At 70.0% G+C, this 17,216-nt stretch carries 15 protein-coding genes and 3 pseudogenes; 7 read left to right on the forward strand and 11 right to left on the reverse strand.

Annotated features, from left to right (window positions below; all coding sequences use genetic code 11):
• Positions 1–219: 219 nt before the first annotated feature.
• Positions 220–375: a VOC family protein gene (locus ACFY0T_RS37255; RefSeq protein ID WP_388881174.1), complete on the reverse strand. Its 156-nt coding sequence runs from the start codon at positions 373–375 to the stop codon at positions 220–222.
• 161 nt (positions 376–536) lie between these two features.
• Between ACFY0T_RS37255 and ACFY0T_RS37260 the strand changes: the two are divergent.
• Positions 537–1,064 (forward strand): annotated as a pseudogene (locus ACFY0T_RS37260) (hypothetical protein); the annotation flags it as partial.
• Between the two features lie 81 nt (positions 1,065–1,145).
• Here the strand turns inward: ACFY0T_RS37260 and ACFY0T_RS37265 are convergent.
• Both ACFY0T_RS37265 and ACFY0T_RS37270 read right to left on the reverse strand, forming a co-directional pair.
• Complete coding sequence (locus tag ACFY0T_RS37265; RefSeq protein ID WP_388881177.1) at positions 1,146–1,997, reverse strand: DUF2182 domain-containing protein; 852 nt, start codon at positions 1,995–1,997, stop codon at positions 1,146–1,148.
• A gap of 205 nt (positions 1,998–2,202) precedes the next feature.
• Entirely contained in the window at positions 2,203–2,862 is a 660-nt protein-coding gene (locus ACFY0T_RS37270; protein WP_388881180.1) for a TetR/AcrR family transcriptional regulator, read from the reverse strand.
• 89 nt (positions 2,863–2,951) lie between these two features.
• On the opposite strand from ACFY0T_RS37270, the gene ACFY0T_RS37275 reads away from it, so the two are divergent.
• A complete protein-coding gene (locus tag ACFY0T_RS37275; protein ID WP_388881183.1) occupies positions 2,952–3,599 on the forward strand; it encodes a class I SAM-dependent methyltransferase in 648 nt (215 codons plus the stop codon).
• A gap of 232 nt (positions 3,600–3,831) precedes the next feature.
• Here the strand turns inward: ACFY0T_RS37275 and ACFY0T_RS37280 are convergent, their stop codons facing one another.
• Complete coding sequence (locus ACFY0T_RS37280) at positions 3,832–5,097, reverse strand: MFS transporter (RefSeq protein WP_388881186.1); 1,266 nt, start codon at positions 5,095–5,097, stop codon at positions 3,832–3,834.
• Positions 5,094–6,452 carry a rhodanese-like domain-containing protein gene (locus ACFY0T_RS37285; RefSeq protein WP_388881189.1) on the reverse strand — a complete coding sequence of 453 codons (1,359 nt, stop codon included), beginning with the start codon at positions 6,450–6,452 and terminating at the stop codon, positions 5,094–5,096. The genes ACFY0T_RS37280 and ACFY0T_RS37285 overlap by 4 nt, the downstream gene beginning before the upstream one ends.
• A gap of 86 nt (positions 6,453–6,538) precedes the next feature.
• Between ACFY0T_RS37285 and ACFY0T_RS37290 the strand changes: the two genes are divergently transcribed.
• The 3 genes from ACFY0T_RS37290 (at position 6,539) to phoU (ending at position 10,631) form a co-directional block, all read left to right on the forward strand.
• Positions 6,539–7,207, forward strand: coding sequence for an ArsR/SmtB family transcription factor (locus tag ACFY0T_RS37290; protein WP_388881192.1), 669 nt, complete (start codon positions 6,539–6,541; stop codon positions 7,205–7,207).
• Between the two features lie 386 nt (positions 7,208–7,593).
• Positions 7,594–9,660 carry a SpoIIE family protein phosphatase gene (locus tag ACFY0T_RS37295; RefSeq protein ID WP_388881195.1) on the forward strand — a complete coding sequence of 689 codons (2,067 nt, stop codon included), beginning with the start codon at positions 7,594–7,596 and terminating at the stop codon, positions 9,658–9,660.
• A gap of 296 nt (positions 9,661–9,956) precedes the next feature.
• Entirely contained in the window at positions 9,957–10,631 is a 675-nt protein-coding gene (phoU, locus tag ACFY0T_RS37300) for a phosphate signaling complex protein PhoU (RefSeq protein ID WP_388881197.1), read from the forward strand.
• A 203-nt stretch (positions 10,632–10,834) separates the two neighbouring features.
• Here phoU and ACFY0T_RS37305 read toward each other — a convergent pair.
• Both ACFY0T_RS37305 and ACFY0T_RS37310 read right to left on the reverse strand, forming a co-directional pair.
• A pseudogene (locus ACFY0T_RS37305) lies at positions 10,835–11,069 on the reverse strand (DNA mismatch repair protein MutT); the annotation flags it as partial.
• Between the two features lie 17 nt (positions 11,070–11,086).
• A pseudogene (locus ACFY0T_RS37310) lies at positions 11,087–11,353 on the reverse strand (tetratricopeptide repeat protein); the annotation flags it as partial.
• A gap of 112 nt (positions 11,354–11,465) precedes the next feature.
• On the opposite strand from ACFY0T_RS37310, the gene ACFY0T_RS37315 reads away from it, so the two are divergent.
• Both ACFY0T_RS37315 and ACFY0T_RS37320 read left to right on the forward strand, forming a co-directional pair.
• Positions 11,466–11,615: a hypothetical protein gene (locus ACFY0T_RS37315; RefSeq protein WP_388881200.1), complete on the forward strand. Its 150-nt coding sequence runs from the start codon at positions 11,466–11,468 to the stop codon at positions 11,613–11,615.
• Between the two features lie 469 nt (positions 11,616–12,084).
• Positions 12,085–12,294: a hypothetical protein gene (locus tag ACFY0T_RS37320; RefSeq protein WP_388881203.1), complete on the forward strand. Its 210-nt coding sequence runs from the start codon at positions 12,085–12,087 to the stop codon at positions 12,292–12,294.
• A gap of 491 nt (positions 12,295–12,785) precedes the next feature.
• Here ACFY0T_RS37320 and ACFY0T_RS37325 read toward each other — a convergent pair whose 3' ends face one another.
• The 4 genes from ACFY0T_RS37325 to ACFY0T_RS37340 all read right to left on the reverse strand — a co-directional run bounded on the left by ACFY0T_RS37325 (position 12,786) and on the right by ACFY0T_RS37340 (position 17,212).
• Positions 12,786–14,081 (reverse strand): ammonium transporter, encoded by a 1,296-nt coding sequence (locus ACFY0T_RS37325; protein ID WP_388881206.1) that lies wholly within the window; start codon positions 14,079–14,081, stop codon positions 12,786–12,788.
• Between the two features lie 102 nt (positions 14,082–14,183).
• A complete protein-coding gene (locus ACFY0T_RS37330; protein WP_388881209.1) occupies positions 14,184–14,798 on the reverse strand; it encodes a helix-turn-helix domain-containing protein in 615 nt (204 codons plus the stop codon).
• Positions 14,799–14,807: 9 nt separating this feature from the next.
• The gene (gene solA / locus ACFY0T_RS37335) at positions 14,808–15,896 is read right to left on the reverse strand and encodes an N-methyl-L-tryptophan oxidase (RefSeq protein WP_388881212.1); all 1,089 of its coding nucleotides are present in this window, start codon (positions 15,894–15,896) and stop codon (positions 14,808–14,810) included.
• Positions 15,893–17,212 carry an FMN-binding glutamate synthase family protein gene (locus ACFY0T_RS37340; protein ID WP_388881215.1) on the reverse strand — a complete coding sequence of 440 codons (1,320 nt, stop codon included), beginning with the start codon at positions 17,210–17,212 and terminating at the stop codon, positions 15,893–15,895. Before ACFY0T_RS37340 ends, solA begins: the two co-directional genes overlap by 4 nt.
• Between the last annotated feature and the right edge of the window lie 4 nt (positions 17,213–17,216).

Here is a 17,216-nt window from a genome sequence, read left to right on the forward strand (position 1 = left end):
CAGATGTACGGCAGAGCAGGCTTCACCCTGCTCCGCCACCGAATCCTCCTCGGGTAACGTCACCCTCCGCTACCACCGAATGTGAGCCAGGGTCGAAAACATGACAGCCGCCCGGACGCCTTCGGATGTCACGACTGCCCGAACTGTCCCATGTTCGCGGATCAGCAGTCCGCCGTTCGTCGTGCGCTCAGCTCGAACCGCCGCCCGCGCTCGCGATGCTCATCCCATGTTCCCCTTCAACGACCTGGACCCCTGACCGAAGTTCTCGTCGGTGGCGATGTCCGCGTCGAGCCTCCAGCCCAACGCCGTGTAGAAATCCTTGGCCCGGTCGACGTCGGACACTGGCACCACGACGACTTTAAGTTTCATGTCCATGACTTGCTCCTCCCGCACTCGTAGAAGATGCCGATGCGACGAGATTCGCGCGGTCGGCCGCCGATTCGCGCCAGGGAATCTCACCGATAGACGGCCGGGGAAATTCCCCGGGGGGAACGCATCGTGTCCGAGCGTGAGGGCGGTGCGTTCGGGAGTTCTCGCAGTTCTACGGCGAGAACCTGGGCGTGGAGCGGGCGAGCATCTCCCTCACGGGCGGGGAGAAGCCCCGGCTCAGTGTCAACGGGAAGACGCAGCTCGAGTTCAAGGCCCTCCGCGGGCCCGACGGCGGACCGACGACGGTGAAGAACACGATGTTCGGATTCGCACCCGAGTTCACGATCGGCACCACCACCGGCAGCTCGCAGGCGTTCGGCCTGTCCTTCGAGCCGGTGTACGGCGAAGTGTCCGACTACACGTTCACAAGCGAACAGCCCGAGGGTGTGCGCCCACCGGTCGCGCGTAGCCGCGCAGGACACCGTGGCGTCGCACACGGTCAGCACGGGAGGCCGGTCACGTCTCCTCCCCCGCAGGCGCCGCCCCGGCTGCTGGCAACGGTGTTCTCCCGCGCGTCCTTGAGGCGATGCGTACCGATCGCACTCCTGGTCGGCACCGTGCTGTCCCTGGTCAATCAGGGTTCCGTCACGCGTCGGGCGACGCCGACGTGGCCACGGCCGTGCGCGTGGCGGTGAATTTCGTGGTGCCGTTCTGCGTGTCGAGCGCGGGATTCTTCAGCTGCCGACAGGCCGCATGGAGGGGGAAGCGGCAGCCGCTCAGGGCGCCTGCCCCATCATCTGGTCCATCGACGGAAACATCTGGTCCATCGACGGATCGGACATCTCCAGGCCGGGCAACAGCCAGTCCTGGAACGGGGCGAGCACGGCCAGGACGAGGAAGGCGAGGCCCACCGCCCAGCTGAGCCAGGGGCCGCCGCGCCACAGCTTCTCCAGAAAGATCACCACCGCCAGCCCCGCCATCGCGGCCACGTTCATGAAGCCGAGCGGGATCAGAACGATCATCAGGCCCCAGCAGCAGCCGACGCAGTAAACCCCGTGGTGAGCACCCACCCGCAGGTCCTTCGCCCGGGGCCGGAAACGCGCGTACCGCAGCAGCTGGAACATCGGGTTGCGGCAGTGCCGCAGGCAGACCCGCTTCAGGGGCCCGAACTGCTGCAGTCCCGCGAGCAGGAACGCGGCCGAGCCGATCCAGCGGCCCGCGTCGGGATGGCTGTCCACCAGCCGCCCGCTGGCCGCCAGGGCCCCGTACGCGAGGAGCCCGAACCCGGCCCAGGCGATCAGGTAGCCGCCGACGAATTCCGTGATGCGCAGCGCACGGACACGGCCCGCCGTGCTGCGGCTGATCGCCTGGACCCAGGTGAGAGCGACGGGTGCCAGCGACGGCAGCATCATCGCTGCCATCATGACCACCCACAGCAGCAGGAAGAGCGGAAGCGCCAGGCCCATGGTGCCCGGCTCCATCCCCATGTCGCGGGACTGGGCGATCGTGAGTATCCACGCCAGAGCGGCGATCAGCACCATCAGAGTCCAGCCGAGGGCCAGGTCACGCCTGGGCAGGAGGATTCCCGGCCGGGTGGGTGCCGGTGCGGCGAGATGGAGATGCGGCATCGCATGCCTCCCAGGAGCACCCGCCGCGGAGAGCGACAAACAGTCCGAAGACCTCTCCAGCAGATCACAGAATCGGAGGGCTCAAAAGCGGGGGCTTGGGGAGTGTGCTCGCGCCGGTCGGAGCGGTATTCGGATGGGACAGCCGTGGGAAGGCCGAGGGCTGCGGCGCCGCGGCAGGGGCGTCAGCCGGTTCGGTCCGCCCAGGTCAGCGGGCCGGACGGGTGAGCGCCTCCAGGGCGAGGTCGGTGAGCGCGGGTTCGATCGCGGTGCGCCGTGGCATGACCGCGCCTCGGAAGCCGTGCGCGTGCAGCAGGGTCATCAGCCACCACGCACCGGCCTCCGCATCCAGGTCGAGGCGGATGTCGCCGGCCTCCTGTCCCCGCCGCAGCAGATCGGCGATGGCGGTGGCGACATGACGTACGGAGCGCCGGGCCGCGTGGTCGATCTCCGGCCCGGCGGAGTGCGTCGTGGCGTCGGCGAACAGCACGCCCAGTGAGCCGCGGGAGTGCAGGCGGTCGATGTGGCCGGGGGAGAACCAGTCGGCGAGCAGCTCCGGAACCGGCTGCCCCGCCTCGACCGCCTCCCGCAGTTGTCCCGCGATGGTCGCCGCAGCCCTCTCCAGGACGGCGGCGAACAGGGCTGCCTTGGTGCCGAAGTTCTGGAAGACGACCGGCTCGCTGACGCCGACCCGGCGGGCGATGTCGGAGACCTTGCCGCGCTGGTAGCCGTGCTCGGTGAAGATCTCGGTGGCGGCGTCGAGGATCACCGCGCGGCGCTGCTCGGCCGTCATACGCGTACGACGAGTCGACGCCGTCACGGTCGGGGGCAGGGACTCGCGCGGCGACGGGGCGGGTGACTGGCTCACGCCCTTCAGGCTAGCCGCTCTTGCCCGCTTACTTAGTGGCGACTAAGCTCGAACCAACTTCTTAGTCGTGACTAAGTAAGGAGCCTCTCATGGCGCTCGGACACCTCCTGCACGGCAGCCATGACCCGGCGGCGCCCGGCGCCCTCGGGAACGCCCGCGGATACGAACTCTTCTGCAAGGTCGTGCTGTTCGGCCGACGGCGACGGATGTACGGGCAGCTCGTCGCGCTCAGCGGAGCCCGCCCCGGCGACCGCGTGCTCGATGTCGGCTGCGGCCCCGGCTACCTGACCCGCATGATGGCGCGCGCGGTCGCCCCGGACGGCTCGGCACTGGGCGTCGACGCGGCGCCCACCATGATCGGGTACGCGATCCAGCACACGCGCGAGTCCCACTGCACCTTCGTCCAAGGGCTCGGTGAGGCGCTGGACCTGGCGGACTCCTCCTTCGACGTCGTGGTGACCAGCCTGGCCGTGCACCACATCCCGGCGGACAAGCGGGCGCGTGCCGTCGAAGAGATGTACCGGGTGCTGCGGCCCGGCGGCCGCGTCCTCATCGCCGACTTCCGCCCTCCGTCCGGCAGGACGGCGTGGCATCTGGTGGGGCGGGCCGCAGGCCCGGAGATGGCGCACAACCCGATCCACATCCTCGGACCGCTCGCCGAATCGGCCGGATTCACGGAACTGAGCGGCGGAGACGTACGGCCGTTCCTGGCCTACGTGCGTGGCGTGAAGCCCTGACCTGCGCCGCTGCGGCCCGCCTCAGACCGGCACGTGATGGCCGATGCCAGGTGCGGGTCCACCTCACCGGGGACCGGGGCGGGATCGACGTGGCATCTCGCGTCGGCACCGCTGCGCCGCGACACCGACTGCGTCACCCTGTGCGGAGAGATCCTGGCGATGCCCGCCGAATCGCCTGCTTCGGACGGGTGCCGGCTTCGGACGGGTGATGGGCGTGGACCGGTCCCCCTGCTCAGGCGCCTGAGGGAGCGGGCCGTGGGTGCGTTTCGTACATCCGGATCGCAACGATCAGCCCGGAGGCCGCGGTAAGGGCGGCGACGGCCCAGATGGCGGTCGTGAGGCCGTAGGCATCGGCGAGGACGCCGGCGAACAGAGCGCCGATGGCGAAGCCGCCGTCGCGCCACAGGCGGTAGACGCCGACGGAACGGGCCCGCCAGGCGGGGTGCGCGACGTCGCCGATGACGGCCAGCAGGGTCGGGTAGACGAGGGCGGTGCCGAGGCCCAACAGGACCTGGGCGGTGGCCCAGACGCCGAAGGTGGTGCCGGTGGCGACCAGGGCGATCGCGGCGGCCTGCAGCAGCATGCCGGTGGTGATGAGGTGTTTGCGGCCGATGCGGTCGGACCACCAGCCGGTGAGGAGCTGGCCTGCGCCCCACACGGCCGGATAGAGGGCGGCCAGGACGCCGATCTGTCCGATGGACAGGCCGTGGGCGGCGAAGAGCAGGGGGAAGATGCCCCAGGCCAGGGCGTCGTTGAGGTTGTTGACCAGGCCGGCCTGACTGGCGGCGGACAGGGCCTTGTCGGTGAAGCTGGTCCGGCGGGCGATCTGTGCGGTGGTCAACTCCCGCTCGGTCAGGTCCTGTACGGGATGCAGGGCCGCTTCGGCGCGGGCGTGGTCGCGGGTCTCGCGGACGACGAGGGTGGACAGACCGAGGCCGAGCGCGGCGTATGCGGCGCCGAGCAGGAAGGGCTCGGGGCGTAGCCCCGCGTGGTCGGCGATGGCGCCGGTGGCCATCGCGGTGACGGCGACCGCGCCGTATCCGGCCGCCTCGTTGAGGCCCATGGCCAGGCCACGGCGGGCGGGTCCGGCGAGGTCGATCTTCATGATGACGGTGGTGGACCAGGTCAGGCCCTGGGAGGCGCCGAGCAGGATGTTCGCGGCGACGATCCAGGCCCAGCTGGGACCCCAGGCGAGCATGACGGGCACGGGCAGGGCGACCAGCCAGCCACCGACCAGGACGGGCTTACGGCCGTGACGGTCGGAGAGGGTGCCGGCGAAGAAGTTGGTGATCGCCTTGGTGGCGCCGAAGGCCAGGATGTAGGTGAGCGCGGCGGTGTAGGCGGTGAGGCCGAAGACCTGGTCGGCCAGCGGGGAGAGCACCGTGCGTTCTTGGCCGAGCATGCCGCCGACCAGGGCGTTGACGGCGACGAGCAGGGTGAACTGGGCGAGGTTGGCGCGCAGTCCGAGCCGTATGCCGCCGGGGGCGGTCGTGGTCACGCGCCCTCCTCGAGCGCGCGTCCGGTGGTCTTGGCCCAGTCGGCGGGGCCCCCGGCGAGGACGGCGAGGCCTCGATGCCCGGCGCGCCGCAGGAGGCTGGCGGCGGTCATGGCACGTTCGCCGTGTCCGCAGGCGACCACGGCACCGGTTGGTGCCTCGTCACTGCGGGCGGCCAGTTCGCCGAGTTCGATCCCCAGGGCTCCGGGGATGTGTCCGGCGAGATGCTCGGAGTGCTGGCGGATGTCGAGGACCGGGCGGTCGGCGATGCGGTCGGCGGTGAGGAGTTCGATGGCTTCCTGCTCGCCGCCGTCAGCCGTCCAGGCGCACATGTCCAAGTGGCCGCTCAGCCGCTCGTACCCGATCTTCAGGGCCTGCCAGGTGAGTTCGGTCAGGTCCTGGCCGGGTGCGGTGACGAACACGAGCGGAGTGTCATCGGGCAGCAGCCAACCCAGCCAGGTGGCGAACTGGTCGCGCAGCGGGATGGAGACCGCGCCGGGGATGTGTCCGGCGGCGAAGTCGGCGACCGGGCGGACGTCGACGAGCTGTGCGCCCTGGCCGAGCAGGCGGCGCACCTCGGACGCCGAGAGCGGGGCGAGGGTGGTGGCGGCATCCAGGACTTCGGGCCCACGCCGGTTGATCTCACCCAGCCGGTCGAAGTACGCCGGGTAGGAGCCGAGGCTGTCCAGCAACCGCCGTACGAAGGTGTCCTCGTCCGGCGCGGCGAGCAGGGCGTTGGCCCGCTTCTGGTCGCCGATGGTGGTGGTGCGCTCGGCGCCCGGCGGTGCGGAGCAGAAGGAACCGGCGCCATGGGTGGGCCACACCGCCGTCGCGTCCGGGAATTCGGCCAGCCGCCGCAGTGACCGGTACTGGGCGCGCGCCAGCTCCTCCGCGCGGTCGGCGCCGAGCAGGTCGGTCCGGGCCGCGGAGCCGACGATCAGGGAGCCGCCGGTGAACACCCCCAACTCCCGCGTGCCGTCCAGGAGCAGGAAGGACAGATGCTCGTCGGTGTGGCCGGGGGTGGCCAGGGCCCGCAGCGTCAGGCCGCCCAGGTCCGCCTCGTCGCCGTCGACGAGCGCGGCGTGCGGGAAGGCGCGGTGCCCGGCGGCGGAGGCCAGCACAGTGGCGCCGTCGTCTGCGGCGAGCTGGAGCGCGCCGGTGAGGAAGTCGGCGTGCAGGTGGGTGTCGGCAGCGAACGCGACGTTGAGCCCGCGCCGCTCGGCGGCGGTGCGCAGGGCACGCAGGTCCCGGCTCGCGTCCACGCCCAGCGCGCGACCGTCGCCGAGGTCGACGAGATAGGCGCTGTTGCCGAGCCCGGTGTCGACCAGCGGTATGACGTGGTCGTCGGCGAAGCCCATGGGGTCCTCCAGGTATCACGGTACGGACCGGGTGGCCTCCACGCTCACCCACATCTACAATATTCCATGGATTTATGGAGGATGCCATGGGAGACACCGCGCGCAAGACCGCGCTGTACGACGCCTTCGCCCGCACCGGCAAGGCGCTGAGTAGCGGAAAGCGCCTGGAACTGCTCGATCTGCTGGCCCAGGGCGAGCGCACCGTCGACGCCCTCGCCAAGGCCGCCGGGCTGAACCTGACCACCGCCTCGGCCCATCTGCAGACCCTCAAGCAGGCCGGACTCGTGAACACCCGTCGCGACGGCGTACGCATCCACTACCGGCTGGCCGGAGACGACGTCGCCGCCCTCTACGCCCTGCTGCGCCGGGTCGCCCAGGCCCACCAGACCGCCGTCGAGCCCGCCCGCACCGCCTACCTCGGCACGGACGACGCGGAAGAGGTCGACCGCGAGGAGCTGCTGGCCCGCGCGGCGGCGGGCGAGGTCGTCATCCTCGATGTGCGTCCGGCACAGGAGTACGCCGCCGGACACATCCCCGGCGCCCTCTCCATCCCGGTGGAGGAACTCGCCGACCGGATCGCCGAGTTGCCGCCGGAGACGGAGGTCGTGGCGTACTGCCGGGGCGCCTACTGCGTGCTGGCCTACGACGCCGTACGCCTACTGCGCGAGCGAGGACGCCGAGCCATCCGGCTCATGGACGGGATGCTGGAGTGGCGGCTGGCCGAGCTGCCCGTGGAGACGGAGACCGCCGCGTGATCCCCGCACACCCGGGCCTGGCGGACGGGCCGGTGTTTCTGGACTACGCCGGTGTACCTGGACTACAACGCCACACCGCGTAACCGCCGAGCGGACCGGCCGACCAACGCAGCTCACGCAAACGGTATGAGAGCGGTGGCAACGGGGACTGGAGCGGCCAGCGAGCAGACGCTCCAGGTCTGGCAAAGCGTCGTCGCGCCACATGGGGGTACCTGATCAGCGTGGCTCCACCCCGCTCGGCCTGGACATGCAAAAGCAGCTCGTACTGGGTTGGGCCGGCCACACCAAACAGAGGCAGCATGGAAATACCGGTAGCCAGTGACCGAGCGTGAAGCGGTGCCTGGACAGGTCGGCGCGTCCTGCCTGCGGGCGAAGGAGGATCTGGGATGACAGCAGAATCCTTCCAGCCCAGCGGTGACGAGTCCGGCCCCGAACCGCCCCGACCGACCGGCCTGCTGGACGTGCTCAGCGTCGCCGCGGTGGTTCTGGACGCCGACGGACGCATCGTGTTCTGGACCCCGCAGGCCGAGGAGCTCTTCGGCTACACCGCGGAAGAGGCCCTGGGCAAGTACGCAGCGCGACTGCTGATCCACCCGGACCACCTGCAGGCGGTCCTGAGTCTGTTCGCGGAGGTGCTCGCGACCGGCCGGAGCTGGGCCGGCGCCTTCCCCATCCTGCACAAGGACGGCAGCACCCGCCTGATGGAGTTCCGCAACATGCGGCTGCTGAACGACCTCGGGGATGTCTACGCCCTCGGTATCGCGGCCGACCACACCCTGCTCCAGCGCGTCGAGACCGACCTGGCCCTGTGCGAGCGGCTGATCAACCAGTCCCCGATCGGCCTGGCCCTCATGGACCCCGACCTGCGCTATCTCCTGGTCAACCCCGCCCTGGAGCGCATCGACGGCATACCCGCCGAAGACCACGTCGGCCGCCACCTGAGGGAGACCCTGCCCTTCCCGGACGTCGACACCATCGAGTCCGCTCTGCACCAAGTGCTCACCACCGGCACCCCGCTGCTCGACCAGTACCACGTGGGCCGCCCCCTGACCGACCCCGACCACGATCACGCCTGGTCCCTCTCCTTCTACCGGCTGGAGGATCCCGGCGGGCGCGTCCTGGGTGCCGCCGCCTCGGTCGTCGACGTCACCGAGCGGCACCGTGCGGCCATCGAGGCCGACCGGGCGCGACGTCGCCTTGCCCTCATTGCCGACGCCTCCACCCGCGTCGGCACCACTCTGGAGGTGGAGCAGACCGCCCGCGAACTGGCCGAGATCGCGACCCCCGAGCTCGCGGACGTGGTCGCCGTGGACGTCCTCGACTCCGCCCTGGCCTGCCGCCGCACACGCAAACCGGACAACGGCCCGGAGCTCTTCCGCGCGCTGGCCCTCAAAGCGGCCCATCCCACTCCGGCCCTCCGCGCCGCCGACCCTCCCGGTGACCTCGCCGCCTACGACGGCGACCGCCTGGTCACCCTGTGTGTCCACACCGGCCGACCGGTCCTCGTGCGCCACGTGGGCGAGCAGGATCTACCGCGCATCGCCCGCGACAAGGAGGCCACCACGCTCCTGGCCCGCGCCGGCGTCCACTCCTACCTCGCCGTGCCGCTGATCGCCCACGGCGAGGTGCTCGGCGCCCTCGACCTCAAGCGCACCCGCAATCCCCTCCCGTTCGACCAGGACGACGTCGTCCTGGCCAGTGAGCTCGCCAGCCGCGCCGCCGTGGCCATCGACAACGCCCGATGGTTCCAGAGCGTGCGCAACACCGCCCTCACCCTCCAGCGCAGCCTGCTGCCCGACCACCCGCCGCACCACACCGGCCTGGAACTCGCCTCCCGCTACCAGCCCGCCCAGGCCACCAGCGAAGTCGGCGGTGACTGGTACGACGTCATCCCCCTGACCGACGACAAGACCGCACTGGTCGTCGGCGACGTCATGGGCAACGGAATCGACGCCGCCGCCACCATGGGCCGACTGCGCACCGCCACCTGCGCCTACGCGGACCTCGACCTCGCCCCCGACGCTGTGCTCCAGCACCTGGACAAAATCACCTGCGACCTGGAGCACTACATCGTCACCTGCATCTACGCCGTGTACGACCCCCATCGCGGGCAGTGCCGCATCGCCAACGCAGGACACATGCCGCCCGCGCTGGCCCGACCAGGCCACGCCCCCACACTGCTCGACCTGCCCACCGGAGCCCCGCTCGGCGTTGGCGGCATCCCCTTCGAGACCACCACCGTCGACCTCAGCCCCGGCGACCTGCTGGTCCTCTACACCGACGGCCTCGTGGAGACCCGACACCACCCGATCGACGACCGTCTGAACGTCCTCCTCAGCTTCCTCGACGAGCCCCACCGCCCCCTTGAGCAGACCTGCGACCTCCTGCTGTACGGCCTGCGCCACCCCGACGACCACGACGACGTCGCGCTCCTCGTCGCTCGGGCCCTTTAGGTCACACGACGGCCGACCACCGTCCGCTCAATCTCACTCGTCGTCGGCAGCACCGGTCGTCTCAATCTCCAGTACACCGTCGTCCTGCAGGAGTTCGGCAGTCAGATGCCGCGCGTCGCCCGTGCCCTCCAGTCGCAGCAGCATGTGAGCAGCGGGATCGGTCCACTCCGGCAGCCGTTCAACCTTGACTACCAGTCCGAGAGTCCCCCGCCACAGGCAATGACGCGGCCGTACTCAGATGTGCAAGGCTGGGACGGCGGAAGCGGACGCCCACAGAAGGGGGCGGGAGGCGCACAATGCGGGACGCGTATCACGAGGAGCTTGACTCGATCAACGACGGTCTGGTCGAGATGGCGATGCTGACCGGCTCGGCCATCGGCCGGGCGACCACCGCCCTCCTCGATGCCGACCTCCAGCTCGCCGAAAGCGTGATCTCGGGCGATGAACGGATCGACGGCCTCCAGCGCGACCTGGAGGACAAGGCCATCGCGCTCCTGGCGCGCCAGCAGCCGGTCGCCACGGACCTGCGGGTCGTGGTCACCTCGCTACGGATGAGCGCGGATCTGGAACGTTCGGGCGACCTGGCCCAGCACCTGGCCAAACTGGCCCGCATGCGCTTCCCCGAAGCCTCCATACCCGCCGACCTCCACCGCACGATCCTGGAAATGGGCCAGCTCGCACAGCGCCTCATGGCCCAGGCAGCGGAAGTACTGATCACCAAAGATGTCGACGCGGCTCTCCAATTGGAGCAGGACGACGACCGCATGGACGAGCTGCACCGCGCCGTCTTCCAGCACCTCCTCGACGACCGCTGGAAGCACGGCGTCGAGACGGCAGTCGACGTCACCCTGGTCGGCCGCTACTACGAGCGCTTCGCCGACCACGCGGTGTCCGTCGCCCGCCGCATGGTCTACCTGGTCACCGGCGAACACGCGGACGAACTGCTAAGAGACCCGCCAGTCGCCCCGTGATCCCGCACCCACAGCCCCGCCGGGGGGGGCACACGAGCACGGGAAACGCACAGACCGGTGAGGACTACGGATGTTTTCGCTGTCCAGCGCACATCTCGCCGAGAAGCCCCAGGCCAGCACACCACCGCTGCCAATCTCTGCATCAATGGCAGGACGACTGACTGCACCGAGTTGGTGACACTGAGTCGCCCGTGTGGTGCCGTCTACCTCCAATCGTCCAACGACACCTGAGGACCGTTCGAGAGGTAGCGGTGAAGGGCATCGGCGGTGGTGTCCACGAACTCCTCGGGGATGGCGTCGGCGTCGACCCAGCAGACCTGCGCGTGCTTGCGCGGCTCGCGGTTCTCGGGTTCCCCCGTCCATTCGTGGGTGGCGAAGACGACGGTGAGGAAGCCGTTGGGGCTCGACGCCCCAGGCTCCGTGGATGATGCGGACGATGTCGGCTGCGACCAGTGTGCGAGGGCTGATCGGAGCGAGGTGATGACCTTGCGGGTGCGGTCGGAGGTCATGCCCGCCATGAGAGTCAGGGCCTGGGCCCAGGCGGCGACGGCCTCTTCGGCGCGGGCCTGGGCGGCGAGGCTGTCGCCGAGGCCCGCGTAGGTAAGGGCATCGACGCGCTTGTACTTCTCGGGGTCCCAGCGGGTGAGGGCGTCGCGGTGCTGTTGCTCGGTGCCGATGTGGTCGGTGAGAGTGCGGGCGGTGTGGCTGGCCACAGTTCCGGCTGGTGAGGCGTCGCGGCCCTGTCACACTGGAACGTCCGTCCGGTGCCCCACGTGGCCACCACGACCATCCGCAGCGTTCTGGCGACAGGGCTTCCGCCCAGGCTCCAGGCAGGTGCCAGACATCGAGGTGTCAGAAGGGAATCAAGTCTTCGACCGCAGCTACCTCTCCGAAGCCTCCATGGCCGAACTCCTCACCGCCAAACCGACCAAGGGCGACCACCAGCTTCCCCCACAGCCGGAACCGAATCAGCTCGACCGCTGACTACACCACAAGCCGGGACACCATCCGCGCCTGAGGTCGTCATGGACGTCCTGGTACGCGTCTGCCGGTACTCCGGCTTCAGTGAATCTGCACATCGAATGCGCAACCGCGTCTCGGTGCGCGATGCATCTGCACAAGGGATGCCGGATGCCGCTCTGTTGGTGTGGAGTGTCCTGTTCGGAATCTTGGTGGCAATGTCATTCGCGTCCCAGTGCCGCGCGGCATGTAGAGAAGCTGTCCTCAGACTGTGTGCGCGCCTGCACGGATGTGCAGCCTGCTCGTTCAACTTCCTGGGTGTGTATGCCGGTTGATTGGATGCCTGGCGTGCTCCGTGCTTTGATCTCTGCGCCGCGGGGCCCCGCGCGAAAGTCTCCGTAAACGGCTGTCGCACGCCTGCGGCCGAGGCCCGCTATCTGTCCCCAGCGGGGCCGCCCCCCTTGTGGATCACCATACGAAGGGAAGTTTCATCATGAACTCCGCTCCCCAGGTTGAGACCGTTGAGATCTCCGACGCCGAGCTCGACAACGTCTCCGGCGGCCTGAACCCGCACGCCAGCCTCGTCGTCGGCCCCACGGCGATCAGTGACGCGGATGTCCTGGCCCAGATCGACGCCGCCAAGAACGAGGCCCTGGGCGCCGCCGGCCAGTACAACCAGGTCGGCGTCAGCGCCTCCCTCTGATCCGCAGCCCGAACTCCAGTCGGTGAGCCCCGTCCAAGGTGTGGTTGGGGTGTTGGCGGATGGAGGCAGTGCGGAAAGGCAAAGCTCCTGGCAGCAACGGCCTCTTGACCGAGATCACCCGTGTCTGCCAGGAGCTTCGCGTGCTTGTTCACCCGTCGTCGATCTGTCTGGCCGCCCGTGGTACCTGAGGGTAACTCCGCACCCGACTGCACGAGAATGGGACACGGGGGTGACGCCGGCCAGCCGTCAAACCCGCAGCGGCCAGGGCCGCATCGCGGGCGCGGCCATCACGCGGGCCCAGGAAGGCGACGAGATCGCCTTCGCGGTCGCGTACCGGCTCGTGCAGGTCGGCCTCCTCGAGCCGCTGCCGTTCGGCGCCCGCCGTGCCGCTGTCCGCCACCATCGCCAGCCTCGTCGCAACCCGGCATTGCTCCCGGACGCGGACGTCCCAGACGGGGCCGCAATGGCTGGGCGGCGGAGGGTGGGCCTCCCTATCCCGCAGCGGCAGGCTCGGGGGTCGGGGCGGTGGTCGGCGAGTGGGTGAGGTCGTAGGCGCTCTCCGCGTGCAGGTGGACGTCGACGCCCTCCTGCTCCACCTCGGGGCGGACCCGCAGGCCCATCGTCTTGTCGAGCACCTTGGCGATCAGCCAGGTCACGCAGAAGGAGTACGCCAGTACGGCGAAGGCGCCGACCGCCTGCTTGCCGAGGAGAGAGAGGCCGCCGCCGTAGAGGAGGCCGGCTACGCCGTTCGGGGCGTCGGCCGTGCCGAGGATGCCGACCAGCAGAGTGCCGGTGACGCCTCCGACGAGGTGGATGCCGACGACGTCGAGGGAGTCGTCGTAGCCGAACTTGTACTTCAGACCGACGGCGAGGGCGCAGACCGCGCCGCCGATCGCGCCGAGGACGAGGGCGCCCACCGGGGAGACCGCGCCGCAGGACGGGGTGATGGCGACCAGTCCGGCGATCGCGCCGGACGCGGCGCCGAGGCTGGTGGAGTGGCCGTCGCGGAGCTTCTCGACGAGGAGCCAGCCGAGCATCGCGGAGCAGGTGGCGGTGAAGGTGTTCAGTACGACGACGGAGGCGGCGTTGCTCGACGTCAGCGCGGAGCCGCCGTTGAAGCCGAACCAGCCGAACCACAGCAGGCCCGCGCCGAGCATCACCAGGGGGAGGTTGTGCGGGCGTTCCTGGCCGCCCTCCTTCTGCCAGCCGATGCGCTTGCCGAGGACGAGGATCACGGCCAGGGCCGCCGCGCCGGAGTTGATGTGGACGGCCGTACCGCCGGCGAAGTCGATGGCGCCGAGCTTGTTCACGATCCAGCCGCCTACCACGCCCTTGCCGTCGAAGGCGAACACCCAGTGGGCGACCGGCAGATAGACCAGCGTCACCCAGATGCCGGTGAAGGCCATCCAGGCGCCGAACTTGATGCGGTCCGAGATCGCACCGCAGATCAGGGCGGCGGTGAGGGCCGCGAACAGGGCCTGGAAGGCGGCGAAGACCGAGAGCGGGATGACGGCCTTCGGGTCGTCCTTCATGACGCCGCTCAGGCCGAAGTACTCGGAGACGTCACCGAGGATTCCGGCGCCTCCGATCGAGTCGCCGAAGGAGGCCGAGAAGCCGTAGAGGACCCAGATGCAGCCGACCAGGGCGACGGCCCCGAAGGTCATCATGATCATGTTCAGGACGCTCTTGGCGGCGACCATGCCGCCGTAGAAGAGTGCGAGGCCCGGCACCATCAGACAGACGAGTGCTGTGCTCGCGAGCATCCAAGCGGTACTTCCGGTGTCCATGCGCACACTCCACAGAGAAGTCCAGCAGAAGGAAACGATGTTTCACCGCAGTAGACCGAGGGTGCGTTACAGGACAGCTGCATGGCCGGTTAAAGCCGGGTTTCAGTGCTGCGGGCTGTCCCCGAAGGCCGTCACCGTCAGGAAGCGGATCGGCAACTCGACCAGCCGCTCGGGGCCGTGCGGGGCCTCGCCGTCGAACTGGAGGGCGTCGCCGGGGCGCAGGGTGTAGCTGGACTTGCCGTGGCCGTAGACCATGACGCCCTCGAGCATGTAGATGATCTCGGTGCCGGCGTGCTGGAAGAGCGGGAAGACCTCGCTCTGTTCGGTCAGCGTGACCAGCAGGGCGTCCATCCGTTTGTGGGTGCCCCGCAGTGAGCCGAGCTGGGCGTACTCGTGACCGACGCGGGTGCCGCGCCGCACGATCCGGGCGCCGTGCCCCGCGGGGACGAAGACCGCCTCGCGTTCGTCGTCCATGCCGCGGAACAGGGCGGTGACCGGGACGTCGAGACCGCGCGCGAGCCGGGAGAGCGTGGTGAGGCTGCACGCGGTCTGGGCGTTCTCGATCTTCGACAGCATGGCCTTGGAGATGCCGACCCGCTGCGCCATCTCGCCGACCGAGAGCCCGGCCGCCTGCCGGTACTCGCGGGCCCGGACCGCGATGATGCGCTCCAGCGCCTTGTCGTCGGAGTCGTCGCCGTCTTCGTGGTGCTCGGTCACCGGCCGATCCTAGCCCGCACGGCCCAGCCGGAACCGAGGGTGGGGCTCGGCGCGGCCCGTGGCGAGGTCGGCGGCCATCGCGCCGACGAGCGGGGCGAACTTGGCGCCGTGACCGGAGCACGGGGAGACGATGACGAAGGGACCGTGGCGGTCGAGGACGAAGTCCTCGTCGGGGGTGGTGGTGTAGAGGCAGGTCGCTTCGGCCACGGGGTCGGGCTCGAGGCCCGGGAGCCGGTCACGGACGAAGCCGCTCACCCGCGTCCGCGACGACGGGTCGACGACCCCGTTGCGGGTGCGGGCGGTGGTGGGGGTGCCGCGGTCGTGCTCGGCGACCTTGACCGCGGGGAGCGGGCCGCCGTCGCTTCCCGACGGCAGGCCGTAGAGGTGCAGCGCCCCGTCCCAGATCAGGGTCGGCCACTTGACGGACGGGTCCCGCTGCCGGAAGTGGAAGACCTGCTGCTGGGTCACCTGCAACGGCGGCAGGGCGACGGGCAGTTCGAGCTCGGGCAGCCAGGCGCCGGCCGCGATCACGACCGTGTCGGCGACGACCTCGCGGCCGTCGTCGGTGTGCAGGAGCACCTTCTCGCTCGCCCGGGCGTCGATGCCGGTGACGCGGGTGCCGATGATCGCTTGCGCCCCGTGTTCGATCGCCCGTCGTACGCAGGCCGCGACCGTCTCATCGGCGTCGACCACGCCCGCGTCCGGGTGATAGAGCACTGGGCCAGTGATGCGGATGTACGGCCAGCGCTCCAAGGCGGCTTTAGGGCCGAGGAGTTCATGGGGCACTCCGGCCGCACCGAGGAGGTCGGCGATCGCCTTCGCGTCGCGTTCCTCGCCCATGTCGAGGCCACCGGTCGTGCGCAGCAAGGGAGTCGAGCTGTCGTCTTCCAGTTCCCGCCACTGTTCGTACGCCTGTCCGGTCAGCCGGACGTAGAAGGGGTCGGCGTACGCCCGCCGGAAGATCCGCGAGCTGCCGTGCGAACTGCCGTGCTTGTGGCCGATGTCGTACGCCTCGATCAGCGTGACCTCGTGGCCGCGCCGGGCCAGTTGCCAGGCGGTGGCCGCGCCCATCAGTCCGGCGCCGACGACGGCGATCACAGTCCCTCCCCGGGGATCCAGTTCGTGCCCGCGAGCGGGACGCGGGCCATGGCAGCGGACTCGATGGTAAGGGCAACCAGGTCCTCGGGCTCCAGGTGCAGGAGGTGGGCCTTGCCGCAGGCGCGGGCGAGGGTCTGGGCCTCCATAGTCATCACGCGGAGGAAGTTGGCGAGCCGGCGGCCGGCCTCGGCGGGGTCGAGGCGGGCGGCGAGGTCCTCGTCCTGGGTGGAGATGCCGACCGGGTCGCGGCCGTCCTGGTAGTCGTCGAAGTAGCCAGCCGCGGAGCCGAGTTGGCGGTACTCGGCGTCGTACTTCGGGTGGTTGTCGCCGAGCGCGATCAGCGCGGCCGTGCCGATCGCGACCGCGTCCGCACCCAGGGCGAGGGCCTTTGCCATATCGGCGCCGCTGCGGATGCCGCCGGAGACGATCAGCTGGACGTCTCGGTGGACTCCCAGCTCCTGCAGCGCTTGGACGGCTTGGGGCAGGGCGGCCAGGGTGGGGATGCCGACGTGCTCGATGAAGACGTCCTGGGTGGCGGCCGTGCCGCCCTGCATGCCGTCGACGACCACGACGTCGGCGCCGGCGTGGACGGCGAGCTTCACGTCGTAGTACGTCCGTGTCGCGCCGACCTTCACATAGATCGGCTTCTCCCAGTCGGTGATCTCGCGCAGCTCGAGGATCTTGATGGCGAGGTCGTCGGGGCCGGTCCAGTCGGGGTGGCGGCAGGCGCTGCGCTGGTCGATGCCGACGGGCAGGTTGCGCATCCCGGCGACCCGTTCGGTGATCTTCTGGCCGAGCAGCATGCCTCCGCCGCCGGGCTTGGCACCCTGGCCGAGGACGACCTCGATGGCGTCGGCGGCGCGCAGGTCGTCGGGGTTCATGCCGTAGCGGGACGGGAGGTACTGGTAGACGAGGTGCTTGGAGTGGCCGCGTTCCTCGGGGGTCATGCCGCCGTCGCCGGTGGTCGTCGAGGTGCCCGCCTCGCTGGCACCGCGGCCGAGGGCCTCCTTGGCCTGGGCGGACAGGGCACCGAAACTCATACCGGCGATGGTGACGGGGGTGGCGAGCCGCAGGGGGTGCTTGGCGTGCCGAGTGCCGAGCACAACGTCCGTGTCGCAGCGTTCGCGGTAGCCCTCCAGCGGATAGCGGGACATGGAGGCGCCGAGCAACAGCAGGTCGTCGAAGTGCGGGAGTTTCCGCTTGGCGCCCCAGCCGCGGATGTCGTAGATGCCGGTCTCGGCGGCGCGCTGGATGGCGTGGATGGTGGCGCGGTCGAAGGTCGCCGACTCGCGCAGGCCGTGGGATGCGGGTTCCATGTTC

Origin of the sequence: Streptomyces sp. NPDC001530 (genome assembly GCF_042894545.1) — a bacterium.
GTDB lineage: Bacteria > Actinomycetota > Actinomycetes > Streptomycetales > Streptomycetaceae > Streptomyces.